This window comes from Advenella incenata (assembly GCF_004217095.1).
Taxonomy (GTDB): domain Bacteria; phylum Pseudomonadota; class Gammaproteobacteria; order Burkholderiales; family Burkholderiaceae_B; genus Advenella; species Advenella incenata.
In genome coordinates this window covers 503,917-518,007 of sequence record NZ_SHKO01000002.1, presented here as the reverse complement: position 1 = coordinate 518,007, position 14,091 = coordinate 503,917, and the positions used below count along the sequence as shown (strand labels likewise).

The window sequence follows — 14,091 nt, the reverse complement described above, 5'->3', positions numbered from 1 at the left end:
TCCCGCCTATTTTCCGGCCGCAATTGCAGGACGGTTCTTGCGAAATGCATTCTTCACAAGAATCTTTCCGTCTTTGAATGTGAACAGGTCCACCATATTGGCCTCAATGCGAGTGCCATCTTTCTGAGTGCCGGTAAACGTCGTTTCCGATACCCCACGATCGCCACTGATCCAGTGCTTGCCATTGCGCCATTGCGCGTCTGGAATGTTTTCCCAGGCAGCCTGAAAAGCCTTTCTTACAGCGTCGCGTCCTTCGATCCGGTTGCCGCAAACCTGGTCGCCGGCCACAGTTTCGAAAACACAGTCGTCATGCATGAACGACATCAGGGCTTCAATGTCATGGTCGTTCCACGCCTGGGAAAAGGCCTCAAGGGTCTGGATATTTACCGCGTTACTCATTTTGCATTCTCCTGCTTTGATATTTCAATCAAAGATAGAAGAAGTTTGCCTGGCGGTCTAGGTCCAGTTTCCGCACTTCGTTGAGTCCAGATCCAGGGGCCTATAATGAGCCACAATTGCACAGTTGTGCGCCAGCACCAAGCAACCGGGCATTGCAGCGTATCAGCTCGCCCGCTGGTAGTGCATGGGGTGCACGCCAATTGTGCGCTGAGTTATTCCGGGGCAGGGCCAGCAGACAGAAACAACGGCATAAACGCACATAAGTCCAGTCAGTCCAGCGTGTCGCTCCAGATATTTTTAGCCCAGGAACGTGCATCGACGCCCTCATTTTCGGAAGGATACGCCGACAGGCCGCCACCTTCGGCCGAGACCATATCCATTTTTTCCGGGTCATAACGGTAGACATTGGCCACATGCATGGCCGATATCTCGTCTACGTAGCTGTAGCAGGTATTGGCAAAGACCGGAAGCGGATCTGGTTGAACGTCGGCCAGTCGCGCAATGATGCTGCTGGCGCATACCTTGGCCTGGGAGTTGGCGATATGAGCCGACTTGGGCAGACCCGAATCGACGGAATCGCCCAGCAAATGCACACCAGGCACCTTGCGTGACTCATACGTCACAAAATCGACATCGCACCAGCGGCCCTCGCCATTGGATAACCCGGTATCGAGCGCCAGCCGACCTGCAGCCTGGGGCGGAATCACATTCAATACATCAGTCTTCCAGGTATCGAAGACCGTTTTGACGGTCCTGCTGTCAACATCTATGGCGGACAGCTCGCTGCCGGGCTGGTAGTCTATCAGCCCCGCGTACTGCTCGGCCCAATTGCGCTCAAACAACGCGCGCTTGGAAGTAATGCCGGGATTGGCATCCAGGACCAGCACCTTGCCTGTTGGGTTATGCTGTTTGAGATACCACGCCACCTGACAAGCCCGTTCGTAAGGTCCGGGAGGACAGCGATACGGTAGCGGCGGCACCGTGATGGCAAAAACGCCTCCCTTGCGCATATGCTGCAATTGCCGGGCCAGTGCCTGCGTTTGCGGACCGGCTTTCCAGGCATGAGGCACACGCGCTTTTGCGGCGTCGGTCTGCGTCATAGGTAACTGCGAATAGTCAAAACTGATGCCCGGCGCCATAATCAGAAAATCATAGGACACTGAACCGGTAGCAGTACGCACCTGCTTGCGGTCCGCGTCTATTGCCAGCACCGTTTCCTGGCGCACGTTCACACCATGCTTGCGAATCAGGTTGTCATAGGAGCGGGTAATCGCCGACAGCGAAACAGAACCGCCCAGCACCAGATTGCTGGTCGGACAGGAAACAAACTGCGCATTTTGTTCAATCAGCGTGACCGGCAGTTGATATTCGCTCCACATGCGCAGGTATTTTGCCACCGTCGCACCTGCAAAACCCGCCCCCACAATGACTACACGCGCCTGCCGCAGGCTGCGCGCAGCGCTCGCGCTCAACGGCCAAACTGCGGCACCAAGCCAGGCTGCCCCCAAGGTATTAATAAATTCCCTGCGCTTCATCGTTTATGTTCCGTCTGTAAACTGAAATGCCACAAGTCATGATGCAGCCCGATCTCTATTGCAATTGAAACAAACTGAGGACAGGCATTGCTCATCGAGGTGCAGGTAAAGCTGCGAAATAGATGGCCAGGCGGTCAATTTCATCTGCAGTCAAGCCGCGGGCATGTTGCGTCATGACATCTGTGCCTGTCTTGCTGGTGCGAAACGCCATCATGCTTGACAGAAATTGCGTAGAAGACATCCCCGCCAAACTTGGTGTCCCCGATGCGCTGACTCCGTTCGTCCCATGGCATGCAGCGCAGGACGCGGCCAGGACACGAATGTGCAGATCAGGTTGTGGCGCCTGTGCCATGGCATGCGTGGTGCCCAACAGCAAAGCCAGGGGCCATAAGCGCGTGGTAATTCTGGTTCCTGTGATCATGCTCGGCCCTACTGCCATTCCATTTTCGGAAACAACACATTCACATTGCGCGGATTGATAACATCAAAAAGCTGCCATTTATCCTTTTCCTGGGCGGCCGCGTGTTGCATAACTTCGCTCATATCCTGACCCTTATCGATGCCCTGAGCAATATCTGACTGCAGTGTCAGCAAATAGCGTCGCTGCGCATCCCAGGCCGCGGCCTGGTCTTTCGGACTGGGACCATGCCCGGGCACCAGTCGTGCTACCGGCTTCTGTTGGATGGTCTGTATAGCCTGGATCCAGCCCTTGACATCGCCATCAACGGAAGGCGTGCGTTCTGTGAACAGCAGATCTCCGGTCCATAGCGTTTCTGTCTGTTCGTCAAGAACAGTCAGATCTGTAGTGCTGTGCGCAGGACCCCAGCTTTGCAGCAACAGGGTTCGCCCGCCCAGGTCCAGCCGTTGCGGTTCGGAGACCTTGAAGGTTGGCAGGACAAGCGAGTTCTTGCCCCCGTCTGCGCGGGCTGGTGCCTCGCGCAGATAGGTGTCCTGGCTTTCATACATGACTGCCGCCAGTTGGGCATGCCCGACAAACTGGACATTGTCGTCGGCAAACGCCGCATTTCCCAGAATATGATCGGGGTGAACATGGGTATTGATGACATAGCGGATCGGCAATTCGGTGGTCTTTGCCACGGCCTGCGCTAGCGCACTGCCAATATCGAAAGAGCCACCCGTATCGATCACTGCCACAGCCTGTTTGCCAACCACGAACCCGATATTGGCAATATCACCATCGTAATTGGCATCATCAAAATCCTGATGCGCACCCTGATGCACATAGACCCCCGGCGCTATTTCATACATTTGCAGCGGTGCTGCGGTGGCCACAGCGCAGGCCACGGTCATCGCCCATGGCAACGCGAACCGAAAAAAAACGGAACGCATTACTGCACCTTCACATCTGTTTCATGACGAAAGTGTTTACCTTCGTTGTCCTCTGCTAACACCGTGAGTTTCCCGCTTTTATCAGGTACGAAGAAAAACCGGAAATTCGGATCTTCGCTGATACCGATATACGTGTCCGCCTGCATTATCGGTTTATCGTTATAGCGGATGTCTATCTTCTTGATGAAATAGGCCGGACGAAAACCCTGAGTCATCAGTTCGCGCTGCAAACCGGTGTTCATGGGATGACGTATCATCAACCGTCCCTGCGCCGGTTTGCCGGCAGCAATGGGATCGACAGCGGCCAGCTTCATTTGTCCGGCAGTTTGCCTGGCGGCATCAGCATCGCCACCGACCGTGCCGCCACAGCCGCCCGATGCCTTGACCGGCACCGCGTTGCGAAAATAGCGACCATCGCTGGTTTCTGCGACAACGTGAACGTAGTCATCTACTTCAAGCCGAATGCGGGTAGCAATATCGACCTTGCCGCTTTCCGGCGTAAAGTGAAAGACAGCGGTCAACGGCACAGGATTTTCCGGGACAACCAGTGTCACATTCTTGATGTAGTCATCCTTGGTTGACGGATAGTCTATGGAAAACGCAAACGGCACCTGCGCGCCGCTGGCCGCCCTTTTGGGCGCGGCAATATGAATAAAGGGGCCGTCCTCAAGCTTTTTTCCGGAAAAAAAACTGCTGTTTACTTTGTCCCAGGCAGGCGCATCGACCCCAGCCAGCGAGTGCGAGGGCAGCGATATGATCATGGCAGAACTGATCAGCATGACTGATTTGCGTAACATGTGAACCTCCTCAATGAACATGTTCCGTTCTCTGTACTTTACCGCATCGTGATTGGCGCGCGGGGCATTTTTTATACTGTGATTTTGCTGTGGTTCTAAACGACCCTGGCAGACATGACTATAACAATATACATCGAATTGCCTGGCTGATACAGGAACGCACAGATTGCAGGAAAAAGAGGAAAAGCAGCGGATATTCGCCCGGTGCGCTATTGCAGCGCACGCTGGCCGGCGGTTGGCTAAATAGCAGGTTTGCCCGGCACAGGCTGCTATTTAAGATTGACGTTGTTGCCTTCACGCATGCAGGCACAGGTCGCAATGCGTACCGGATAAATCAGGTCCGGTTATTGCATGACCTGGGTGCATGACCTGGACGCATGGCCTATCAATGCAACGATCCCCAGCGCTTGACCGATGGTTCTGCCTGCGCCCATACCCAATACTGTCCGCTTTTGCAGACATCCAGCGTGTACCAGTGCTCGGCTGGCTTGCCATCTATCGTGTCCTCTACCGAGAACAGGGCTTTTTTGCAGGTTGTCAGCGCATTGACTGATTCGCTCACCACGATTGTGCGACCCTTGTTGTTTCCGTATGGCACAGGTTGTTCCACCTGCCAGCGTCGCTCTTCTCCAGGTACGCTCTGCGCAATTGCATTTGCAATTTCCTGCTGCTCTGCTGCACTGAACCGCTTCATTACATATTTGACGCCGGCATCCACTGCGGCGTTGGTGGCAATCGCTACAGTCAGGCCCAGCGCAGGATTGCCCGTTACCGATGATGTCGCCGCACCGGCAGTAAGGCCCGGCAGCGTTGCAATCACCGAACAACCGGCCAGACTGGCAGCGGCACAAACGCCAAGTGTGATTATTGCAAGATTGGCACGTAACCGCATTACTGCAAAGCTCCCCAGCGGCTGACTGCAGGCTCTGCCGTGGCCCACGCCCAGCGTGGCCCATCCTTGCAGATCGATGCGACATAAAATTCGTTGCGGGGCATAGAATTTTCTTCACTGTCGACCGAATAAACAATTTCCTTGCATTCGAGCAGACCCTGGCTGATGGCACGACTGACCGTCACCCGGCCCTGCTCATTGGGTTCCATGGGGATGGAATGAATCGACTTCCAGTTGGCCACCTCACCTTCTTTGAGCTTGCCGGCCGCAGTGGCGATCACTTCCTGGGTATAGCCATGCATTTCTCGCTGCACGTATTGCACGGCAGAGCGGGTGGCCGCCTGAACGCCCACGCCGATACCGGTGGTAACCGCCGCGTTGTCTGTGACTTTTTGGGCAAGCGCGGCGCCGGCAATCCCGGCACCAGCCGAAGAGCCCTCCAGCACCAGCGACTGGCAGCCCGCCAGCCCCATCACACATGACATACCCAGCAGCTTGAGCGCGATACAGTGGCGACGCAGGAAACCCGCGCGACCAGGATGTGGCCCGACACGGCGGGGTGCACAAAACGAAAACATGTATAAAATATTTAATCTGCGCAAAATCATGCACTTATGTTGATTTGTTGATAAAGTGCATTATATTGGTATCAGACACCGATTGAACATCAAGAACCGTCAGGAAGTTGTAATCAGATGTTGGCCGGGCGCCCCGCTGCCATGATCGGTTGGCGAACGGGGCTGGCAGGCCTGGTTTTGGATGGCGCATCGCTTGTGGCCCGTTTCAAAGAAAAACCTGAACCAATGGCAGCACGGGCGTATGATCCAACGCGCCCGCCTAGGTACGCTTGCAGATATATCAATATCTGCATAAAGTGTGCCGGCTATTTTTTCATGTCCACCGTCGCAATAAGTCCCTTGAAATAATCGGACTGCTGTGCCATGAATTTAGCGAACGCGGGACCTTCCTGATATGAGACGGCCAGATTGGCGTGTGCCATCCCTTCTTTGAATTTAGGATCTTCGACAATTTTCCTGCTGACATCGCGCAATCGCGCCACAACATTTTCAGGCGTATTCTTGGGCACCCCCAAACCGCGCCATGTGCCTACAGTCACATTGATCCCGCCTTCCTTCAATGTCGGCACTTTCGCGTATTCTCCGGCAAGGCGCGCGTCTGTCATGACCCCCAGCATTCTCAGTTGGCCCGATCGTATATAGGAATTGACTTCCACCGGGCTGACGACAATGGCCTGAACATGCCCACCAAGCAATGCGGTCACGCTGGGAGCAGCCCCCTGGAAAGAAATATTATTGAAGATAACATGCTGGTCACGTTCGATCGCTGCGGCCGCCAGATGCCAGATTGTTCCGACCCCGGCATTGCCCAGGGAGACACCACCAGGATTCTGCCTGGCAGCTCCAATCAGGTCCTGAACATTTTTCCACGGGGCATCCGATTTCACAACAATCGTGCCCGGATCCCCGTTAAGGCGCGCAATCGGCACAAAATCCTGTTCTGTAAAAGGGATCATCTTCAAATGAGGCAAAATCGCCAACTCTGAAATAAGCACGGCAACCTTGTACCCATCCGGCTTTGCACGCCGGACCTCTCCCATGCCGATACCGCCGCCGGCACCGGGCTTGTTGCTGACGACAAACGGCTGTTTCATATATTTGGCTGACACCTCGGCGATCACCCTCGCCATCAAATCGGTACCGCCTCCCGGTGACGACGGCACGATCAGTTCCACCGGATGATCTGGATAGTCGGCCTGCGCCTGCCCGCCCGTCATGCCGGCCACAGCGAGAATCACCAGCGTTATTGCATTTGTCCATTTCATTATTGTCTCCTTCGTGTTCGGGATGCGACGCGCCAAAACCCGTTTTCTCCTGTGACCTGGCCCGCCATTGAACTCACCAACCCAAGTTGATACTTCCATTGGACTGAGATAACAAAACCCTTACAGGACGGCCAGCATGCCGCCGTCCACGTAAATGATCTGACCGTTCACGTAGTCGGAAGCGCGTGAGGCCAGAAAAATCGCAGCGCCAGCCAGCTCTTCCGGTAATCCCCAACGACCGGCCGGCGTTCGGCTCTTCACCCAGCCATCAAATTGCGGATTGTTCAACAGCGCTTCGTTCATATCGGTTGCCATATATCCAGGGCCGATGGCATTGATCTGAATCTTGTGCGCGGCCCATTCGGCCGTCATCGCGCGCGTCAGCATTTTGATGCCACCCTTGGAAACGGTGTAGGGCGCGACCGTCGCACGGGCGCACTCACTGGTCAGCGAACCAATATTGATGATTTTGCCGCCATTGCCACGGGCAATCATGCGTTTTGCCGCTTCACGCCCCACCAGAAAGGCACTGGTCAGATTGGTGTCGAGCACACGATGCCATTCGGCCACCGCCAGCTCGGTCAACGGCTTCCTGAGCTGAATGCCGGCATTATTAATGAGGATATCTACTTGCCTGTTCTGACGATCCAGCGACTCAAATGCGGCGACCACCGCATGTTCATCGGCCACATCGAAGGCCAGTGTGTCGGCGCGGAAGCCCCGGTCGGTGATCAGCTGCGCCGCCTGTTCAAGGCGATCTACGCGGGTGCCATTAAGGATGACATCGGCCCCATGTTCAGCTAAGGCCTGGACAAAGGCAAATCCCAGCCCGCGCGAAGAGCCGGTGACAAGCGCTGTCTTTCCGTTTAAATTGAATAATTCAGACATGATTTCTTCTTCTCTATCCTTATAGTGATTCCGGGGTGCTGACGCGAATCGTCAAGTCTTCCCGCTCGAATACTTCGTCGCGTAACTCCACGCCCAGGCCAGGTCCCTCCATCGGAAAAACATAGCCGTTTTCAATGCGCGGTACGGCGGTCACCAGTTCGTTGTACCAACCCTTGTAAAAGGCGCGTACCGACTCCTGGATCAGCGTGTTGGGCTGACTGAACGAACAATGCACCGCGGCCGCAAAGCCCACTGGCCCGATGCAATCGTGCGGAGCAAAAGGCCTATGCCAGGTCTCGGCAAGCGCAGCTATTTTGCGGCCCTCAGTCAATCCACCACTCCAGCACAGGTCAACCATCACCACATGCACGGCATCGCGCTCCAGCATATCCTTGTATGGGTAACGGGAGCCCAGGGTTTCGCTCGCGCACACCCAGACTGGCGTAGACCTTGCGTATTCGGCCAATGCCTGTGGTGAATTCATGCGAATGGGATCTTCATACCAACGTGGCGCATACGGCTCTATGGCGCGTGCGATTTCCTTGGCGGCGGGCAAATTCCACAAGGAATGAAACTCCACCATAATGTCCATTTTGTCGCCGACCGCCTTGCGAATTTTTTCAAACGGCTCCAGCGATTTTTTCATCTGCCGGGCATCAATGAACAAACCCTTGTTCTCAATGGCCGGCGGATCGAACGGCCAGATTTTCATGGCGGTGATGCCCTGCTCAAGCAGGTCCAGCGCCAGTTCATCGGCACGGTTCATGAAACCATCCAGATCTTCATAAGGACCTTCCTGCCCTTTGTTGATCTGCCAGTTGGACACCGGTTTGATATTTTTCGATCTCACATAGTTGTAGCCGGCACACGTGTTGTACACCCTGATTTTGTCGTGGCATAGCCCGCCGAGCATTTGATGCACAGGCTGGTTACAGACTTTGCCAAACAGATCCCAAAGCGCTATATCAATGGCCGACGCCGCTCGGTATTCCGCCCCGGTAGACGATTGCGCCATGGGCAGGTTCAGCATTTCCTTATGCAAGGCTTCAATGTGCAATGGGTTTTGGCCCAGCAAACGGATGGCCAGGGTCTCATGTATATGCGCCTCCACGGCCCCGGCACCATAGAAGGTTTCGCCCAGCCCCACCACGCCGCTGTCGGTATGAATGCGCACCCAAATGACGTTGAAAAATTCCTGGGTACGCAGCGTTTCAATTTTGGTTATTTTCATGAGAATTGATCACCATTGATTTATTTACACTGGCATGCAAATCGTTTTCCGCACGCTCGATAATTTCCAGCACGGCCTGTTCCGCCTGCACAGGGTCGCGTGCAGCAATAGCGCTAAGCAGTGCCTCGTGCAAAGGTTGGGAACGCGCCGGTCCGTCCGGCACCTGTATGCATAAATCAAAGCTGACTTCAAGAATCACATTGATTGCCTGCTGCATTTGACGCAGGAACTGGTTATGGCAAGCATCCAGAATGGCGCCATGGAAAGCCAGATCTGCCGGCACATACTCGCCCTTGCCATTAATTGCATTTGCCATGGCATCCAAATGATGGCGCATCAGCGCAAGATCTTCGGCGCTGGCCCGTTGTGCCGCGTACCGAACGGCGGCCGGTTCAATCACGCGCCGCAGCTCCATGAGATCGGCAATATACTTTTCATCGATCATGCCCGTGCTGGCGCGCCAGACGACAACCTTGGGATCAAAAAGCTGCCAGTTTTCCGATGATTGCACCAGTGTGCCAGTACGGCGACGCACCGTAACCAGGCCGCGCGCGCTGAGCGACTTGACCGCTTCCCGCACGACAATGCGGCTTACGCCCAGCAGATCGCACAGGTCCGGCTCCGGCGGCAGCACTGTCCCGGCGGGATATACCCCGGTGCAGATATCTGCGCCCAGGCGGTTTAGAACGTCATCATGTATTGTTTGTCGAGGTATCATGATCACAATCATAATACGTATGATGATTGAAATATAATAGTAGTTACCCTTATCCAAACGGAACTGCCAGTCCAGCGGTGGCTCTGTTTGTCACACGAAAGGGTTGCTGGTTTTAGCTGTCGGCTTATCTTGACCGCCGGTGGAATGCCCGCGCAAAGACGGACCAGGCCCGGTCAATGCAGGAACATCAGTATTGGCAAACGCTTTTCAAAATTTGAACTGCCACCCTGGCGCATTCAATACAGCGTATCGCGCTGGCGTTGCGGCAGCTCACGATCATATTTTTCACCGTCAATCTGCGCGTGGGTCAGGCCCGCCAGAATCGTGCCCGCTGTTGGCACATTCAATTGGTCACGTGCAGGCGCCGGATTCCACAAACCGGAGCGCTGAATGGCGCGGGCACACTGAAAAAAGACCCGCTCCACTTTCATGACAATCACGCATTGCGGCGGCTTGTCGTGCATGGCCAGGCGTTGCAGCAATGGCGGCGCGACGCTGATGTGCGCGGTACCGTTGACGCGCAGCATTTCTCCCATGCCGGGAACCAGGAACAGGACGGCCAAACGGGGATCAGCGAGCAAATTGCGCAAGCTGTCGATGCGATTGTTACCCCGCCGTTCAGGCAGCAACAGCGTGTGTTCGTCTTCAATGTGGATAAACCCGGCAGGATCACCACGCGGAGACGCATCCAGCCCGTCGGGGCCACTGGTGGCCAGAATAGCAAATGGAGATGCCTCGATCAGTGGCCGGTATAATGGATGGATATGGTCCACCTCCTTTTTCAGTGACGCCTCGCCAGGCGTACCAAACAAAGTGGTCAATTGTTCTATGGTGCCAATGTGGTGGGGATCATTGAAGGTCATCGGCAGGTTCTCCGGAAAAACGATATGCAAAAGGAAATAAGGCCCTACTATACTACGCCTTTACCGTTGCCTTACTGTGACCAAATCCAGAGCAGATCGCCATGGCCGCAAAGACAATCATTTATCTATAAAAATAGCAATTGAGATAAAGGCATACACTTGTCACAGTGCGAGCTGCTGGCGGCAAAAAAAATCCGCCATGCCCTTACCATGCCATATGCAATTAATCCGATAAGGCGTATCCTTTGCTATGTATCGCCGGCGGCGGCGATCATCTTCAAGGAGACTCTCATGAACAAAGCACTACTGTCCTGCATATTGGCCCTGGCCGGTGCGGGTTTTGTCGGCAGCGCAGCCCAGGCGGGCGAACCACCGGTCAAAACTGAAAATGGCGTACTGGTCGACAGCAAAGGCATGACGTTGTACACCTTTGACAAGGACAAAGAAACCCCGGGGAAAAGTGCATGCTCGGGACAATGCGCAGAGAACTGGCCTCCATTGATGGCCACAGCGGAAGATAAAAAATCCGGCGATTACGATGTAGTCAAACGTGATGGCGACCAGTCACAATGGGCATACAAGGGACAGCCGCTATACCTGTTCAAGAAAGACAGCAAACCGGGCGACATGACCGGCGATGGCGTCAAGGACGTCTGGCACGTCATCAAACCGTAGTTGTGATCAATGGGTACCGGCACAGCTGATCAGCCCAACGCGGTATCCAAAAACATCATGACGGCAAACCCCGCCATCAGCCCGATGGTGGCAAAAGTCTGGTGGCCATTGCGATGCGTTTCCGGTATGACCTCATGGGATACCACAAATATCATTGCACCGGCTGCCAGCCCAAGACTCATTGGATAGGCCACAGCCATACCGCTGGACATCCCCACCCCCACAATGGCACCGAGCGGTTCCATCACGCCGGACGCGGCGGCAAGCAACACTGCCCGCCCTACCGGCATCCCGATAGCCCGCAGGGCAAGTGCCACGGCCAGGCCTTCCGGAATGTCCTGAATGGCAATCGCCGTTGTCAGCGGCAACCCAACCGTCATATCGGATTTGGAAAAACTGACCCCGATGGCCATGCCCTCGGGTAAATTGTGCAAAACAATGGCCAGCACGAAGAGCCAAACGCCGTTAAGACGTTTGTACTCGGGTCCCTGGGTGCCCAGCTCCTGGTGCATATGCGGCGTGAAATAATCCAGCCCCAGCATCAGCAACACGCCAAACGCCAGCCCCAGCACCACCACAGCAGAACCCAGCAGCGCACTGCCCGTGATTTCCTGGGCCGCCTCCAATCCAGGCAACAACAGGGAAAATGAACTGGCCGCCAGCATCATGCCTGCGGCGAACCCCAGCATCGTATCCTGGGTACGCACCGGGATGCTGCGCAAACCGAATGCAGCCAGCGCACCCAGCGCGGTGGCACCGAATCCGGCAAAACCGCCGACTAGCGCATATTCAAAGGCGGTATCGTCAACCGAAGTCAGGGCCCGATAGGTGCCGGCCAGCAGCAATATCAACAGGCATGCTCCCGCGAGCAGCAGACCTGTCGTGACTCGCGGATTATTACGGGCCTGGAGTATCCAGGCCTGCCATAAAGACTGTTGTGCGACATCATTCGTATTCATTTTTACCTTAATACCTGGAAAATCGGATGCAGACAATCAAACACATAGTAACAAACTGGTATCTGCTATTTAAATTTATCGCAACGACTGCGTGCGAAACTCTGGCAATCACGAACTCACGCCGGCCGAAAACTGCCCGATGGCCACCAGACCAAATTTATCCATACATGGAACACCTTTGCGCACATAAACAAACCAGTCAACATGGTGGGTGAGAAGCCCGACAGCGTGACAAGGTTCATGCCACTGGTCAAAGACAACAAGCTCAAAAAAGTGGTTGCCGACGAACACCTATTGTGGCTTAAGACGGTGACGAACGCCCGCATTGGCATTCCGGCACAATAGCGCGGCGTTTGCATTTTCCCATCCTGAACGCCCGGGCCCAGATAGCGGCTCTGTCACCCGCGCGATCAGGAGCAATAGGCAATATACCTGGCACCGCGACACAAAGCAGACTGCTGTGCCATGCCCCTGAATCGAACTTACACACACCTGTCATACTGCTCCTATATTCTTGCGGCTTTCCAACTTCATGCAGGAAGCATTCCATGACATTCCGATATCGTTTTTCGGCGCTGGCACTGGCGCTCGGTCTGGCCGCAGTCAGCAGCATCGCACAGGCGCAGACCGAAGTGCCTGCCGTTCTCGAAGGGCACGCCATCTTGCCGGCCAACAGCACCATTGCGGCGCCGGATAATGCCCCGGAAGATCTCAAGTCAGCTGGCAAATACACCACGCGCAAACGCGTTGACAAGCCGGCGTCCGTCATGGGCACGTCAAATGGTCGCGAGACCGGCATCAGCCTGCCGATCTCCGGCCAGCCCCTGCAGGGCCACTCCGGCATTCAGGTAATGAAAGACGGTAGTGTCTGGATCCTGACCGATAACGGCTCCGGCAACAAAGCGAACTCGCCAGACTCCATGTTGTATCTGAATCAATACACTATCGATTGGAAATCTGGAGAATTTAAGCACCTAAAATCCGTGTTTCTGAGTGACCCTGACAAGAAAGTACCCTTTCGCATTGTGAACGAAGGTACGACGCAACGCTATCTGACCGGTTCCGACTTTGATACGGAAAGCTTTCAGATTATCGACAATACGTTGTGGATGGGCGAGGAATTCGGTCCATTTCTCATTAAGGCGGATCTTGACGGCAAGGTTCAGGCTGTCTTCGAAACAGAAGTTGACGGTCGTAAAATTCAATCGCCCGACAATTATCTGGTTGCTACGCCCGGCGCGCCCGGGGAAAGTTATAAAGACGTCAATCTGAAACGCTCCAAGGGATTCGAGGGGATGGCAGCCTCGTCCGATGGCAAATATCTGTATCCCTTGCTGGAAGGCCCGGTCTGGGATGAAGGCCAGAAAGCCTGGGAATCATCCGATGGCAAGACTGTACTGCGCGTACTGGAGTTTGATGTTGCTGCAGAAAAATGGACCGGCCGCTCCTGGTTATATCCTTTGGAGGCGGCACATCACGCCATTGGCGACTTCAATATGATCGACGCCACGACGGGCCTGATCATCGAACGGGACAATGGCGAAGGCACACCGGACAAAGCTTGCAAGCAAGGCGACGATCCTCGGACCTGCTTTGCCGATCTGCCCAAATTCAAACGTGTTTACAAAGTCCAGTTCGGGCCTGAGAATGCAGGCAAGCCGGTACGCAAAGTCGCGTACATTGATCTGCTGAACATTGCAGATCCATCCAAGGTGGCGCGCAAGCCCCTGACTAACGGCGTGCTGCAATTCCCGTTCTTTACCATCGAGAATGTCGATATTGTTGACAGCGAACATATCGTTGTGGGTAACGATAACAACTTCCCTTTTTCGTCCAGCAGGGAGCCCAACAAGCAGGACGACAATGAGCTCATCCTGCTGAAAACACCCGAACTGTTGCAGGCCAAATAACTGGTCCGCTCCAGGCATAGCCAGGCCGGCC

General features: G+C 54.9%; 15 protein-coding genes. 2 read left to right on the top strand and 13 right to left on the bottom strand.

Translation table 11 applies throughout. The features are described from left to right. Nucleotides 1-6: 6 nt before the first annotated feature. From EV681_RS13595 to EV681_RS13540, 12 genes are all read right to left on the bottom strand, one after another. Nucleotides 7-399: a nuclear transport factor 2 family protein gene (locus EV681_RS13595; RefSeq protein ID WP_128392964.1), complete on the bottom strand. Its 393-nt coding sequence runs from the start codon at nucleotides 397-399 to the stop codon at nucleotides 7-9. Nucleotides 400-668: 269 nt separating this feature from the next. Further along, a complete protein-coding gene (locus EV681_RS13590) occupies nucleotides 669-1,934 on the bottom strand; it encodes an NAD(P)/FAD-dependent oxidoreductase (RefSeq protein ID WP_128392965.1) in 1,266 nt (421 codons plus the stop codon). Nucleotides 1,935-2,025: 91 nt separating this feature from the next. Continuing rightward, entirely contained in the window at nucleotides 2,026-2,355 is a 330-nt protein-coding gene (locus EV681_RS13585) for a c-type cytochrome (protein WP_165393050.1), read from the bottom strand. 8 nt (nucleotides 2,356-2,363) lie between these two features. Continuing rightward, on the bottom strand, nucleotides 2,364-3,284 hold the full coding sequence (locus EV681_RS13580; RefSeq protein ID WP_128392967.1) for a quinoprotein relay system zinc metallohydrolase 2: 921 nt from the start codon (nucleotides 3,282-3,284) through the stop codon (nucleotides 2,364-2,366). Further along, a complete protein-coding gene (locus EV681_RS13575) occupies nucleotides 3,284-4,081 on the bottom strand; it encodes a quinoprotein dehydrogenase-associated SoxYZ-like carrier (RefSeq protein ID WP_128392968.1) in 798 nt (265 codons plus the stop codon). Before EV681_RS13575 ends, EV681_RS13580 begins: the two co-directional genes overlap by 1 nt. 385 nt (nucleotides 4,082-4,466) lie before the next feature. Then, nucleotides 4,467-4,973, bottom strand: coding sequence for a hypothetical protein (locus tag EV681_RS13570; protein ID WP_128392969.1), 507 nt, complete (start codon nucleotides 4,971-4,973; stop codon nucleotides 4,467-4,469). Then, a complete protein-coding gene (locus EV681_RS13565) occupies nucleotides 4,973-5,458 on the bottom strand; it encodes a hypothetical protein (protein ID WP_423191210.1) in 486 nt (161 codons plus the stop codon). Before EV681_RS13565 ends, EV681_RS13570 begins: the two co-directional genes overlap by 1 nt. A gap of 398 nt (nucleotides 5,459-5,856) precedes the next feature. Continuing rightward, nucleotides 5,857-6,816 (bottom strand): tripartite tricarboxylate transporter substrate binding protein, encoded by a 960-nt coding sequence (locus EV681_RS13560; protein ID WP_165393049.1) that lies wholly within the window; start codon nucleotides 6,814-6,816, stop codon nucleotides 5,857-5,859. Nucleotides 6,817-6,936: 120 nt separating this feature from the next. Continuing rightward, on the bottom strand, nucleotides 6,937-7,704 hold the full coding sequence (locus EV681_RS13555; protein ID WP_165393048.1) for an SDR family oxidoreductase: 768 nt from the start codon (nucleotides 7,702-7,704) through the stop codon (nucleotides 6,937-6,939). A 19-nt stretch (nucleotides 7,705-7,723) separates the two neighbouring features. Continuing rightward, nucleotides 7,724-8,935 carry a mandelate racemase/muconate lactonizing enzyme family protein gene (locus EV681_RS13550; RefSeq protein ID WP_128392973.1) on the bottom strand — a complete coding sequence of 404 codons (1,212 nt, stop codon included), beginning with the start codon at nucleotides 8,933-8,935 and terminating at the stop codon, nucleotides 7,724-7,726. Beyond that, nucleotides 8,916-9,653 (bottom strand): FadR/GntR family transcriptional regulator, encoded by a 738-nt coding sequence (locus tag EV681_RS13545; RefSeq protein WP_128392974.1) that lies wholly within the window; start codon nucleotides 9,651-9,653, stop codon nucleotides 8,916-8,918. The genes EV681_RS13550 and EV681_RS13545 overlap by 20 nt, the downstream gene beginning before the upstream one ends. A 236-nt stretch (nucleotides 9,654-9,889) precedes the next feature. After that, nucleotides 9,890-10,516 carry a pyridoxamine 5'-phosphate oxidase family protein gene (locus EV681_RS13540; protein ID WP_128392975.1) on the bottom strand — a complete coding sequence of 209 codons (627 nt, stop codon included), beginning with the start codon at nucleotides 10,514-10,516 and terminating at the stop codon, nucleotides 9,890-9,892. 291 nt (nucleotides 10,517-10,807) lie between these two features. Between EV681_RS13540 and EV681_RS13535 the strand changes: the two genes are divergently transcribed. After that, nucleotides 10,808-11,191 (top strand): COG4315 family predicted lipoprotein, encoded by a 384-nt coding sequence (locus EV681_RS13535; protein ID WP_207227071.1) that lies wholly within the window; start codon nucleotides 10,808-10,810, stop codon nucleotides 11,189-11,191. A gap of 29 nt (nucleotides 11,192-11,220) precedes the next feature. Here EV681_RS13535 and EV681_RS13530 read toward each other — a convergent pair whose 3' ends face one another. Continuing rightward, nucleotides 11,221-12,150, bottom strand: coding sequence for a ZIP family metal transporter (locus EV681_RS13530; protein ID WP_130304289.1), 930 nt, complete (start codon nucleotides 12,148-12,150; stop codon nucleotides 11,221-11,223). Between the two features lie 548 nt (nucleotides 12,151-12,698). Between EV681_RS13530 and EV681_RS13525 the strand changes: the two genes are divergently transcribed. Continuing rightward, nucleotides 12,699-14,060, top strand: coding sequence for an esterase-like activity of phytase family protein (locus tag EV681_RS13525; protein ID WP_128392980.1), 1,362 nt, complete (start codon nucleotides 12,699-12,701; stop codon nucleotides 14,058-14,060). Nucleotides 14,061-14,091 lie beyond the last annotated feature (31 nt).

Excerpts from the sequence above, each read along its gene's own strand:
- EV681_RS13580 (WP_128392967.1), bottom strand. The coding sequence starts at position 3,284 with ATGCGTTCCGTTTTTTTTCGGTTCGCGTTGCCATGGGCGATGACCGTG.
- EV681_RS13535 (WP_207227071.1), top strand. The coding sequence starts at position 10,808 with ATGAACAAAGCACTACTGTCCTGCATATTGGCCCTGGCCGGTGCGGGT.
- EV681_RS13525 (WP_128392980.1), top strand. The coding sequence starts at position 12,699 with ATGACATTCCGATATCGTTTTTCGGCGCTGGCACTGGCGCTCGGTCTG.
- EV681_RS13530 (WP_130304289.1), bottom strand. The coding sequence starts at position 12,150 with ATGAATACGAATGATGTCGCACAACAGTCTTTATGGCAGGCCTGGATA.
- EV681_RS13575 (WP_128392968.1), bottom strand. The coding sequence starts at position 4,081 with ATGTTACGCAAATCAGTCATGCTGATCAGTTCTGCCATGATCATATCG.
- EV681_RS13570 (WP_128392969.1), bottom strand. The coding sequence starts at position 4,973 with ATGCGGTTACGTGCCAATCTTGCAATAATCACACTTGGCGTTTGTGCC.
- EV681_RS13585 (WP_165393050.1), bottom strand. The coding sequence starts at position 2,355 with ATGATCACAGGAACCAGAATTACCACGCGCTTATGGCCCCTGGCTTTG.
- EV681_RS13560 (WP_165393049.1), bottom strand. The coding sequence starts at position 6,816 with ATGAAATGGACAAATGCAATAACGCTGGTGATTCTCGCTGTGGCCGGC.
- EV681_RS13545 (WP_128392974.1), bottom strand. The coding sequence starts at position 9,653 with ATGATACCTCGACAAACAATACATGATGACGTTCTAAACCGCCTGGGC.
- EV681_RS13540 (WP_128392975.1), bottom strand. The coding sequence starts at position 10,516 with ATGACCTTCAATGATCCCCACCACATTGGCACCATAGAACAATTGACC.
- EV681_RS13555 (WP_165393048.1), bottom strand. The coding sequence starts at position 7,704 with ATGTCTGAATTATTCAATTTAAACGGAAAGACAGCGCTTGTCACCGGC.
- EV681_RS13550 (WP_128392973.1), bottom strand. The coding sequence starts at position 8,935 with ATGAAAATAACCAAAATTGAAACGCTGCGTACCCAGGAATTTTTCAAC.
- EV681_RS13590 (WP_128392965.1), bottom strand. The coding sequence starts at position 1,934 with ATGAAGCGCAGGGAATTTATTAATACCTTGGGGGCAGCCTGGCTTGGT.
- EV681_RS13595 (WP_128392964.1), bottom strand. The coding sequence starts at position 399 with ATGAGTAACGCGGTAAATATCCAGACCCTTGAGGCCTTTTCCCAGGCG.
- EV681_RS13565 (WP_423191210.1), bottom strand. The coding sequence starts at position 5,458 with ATGTCATGTGTGATGGGGCTGGCGGGCTGCCAGTCGCTGGTGCTGGAG.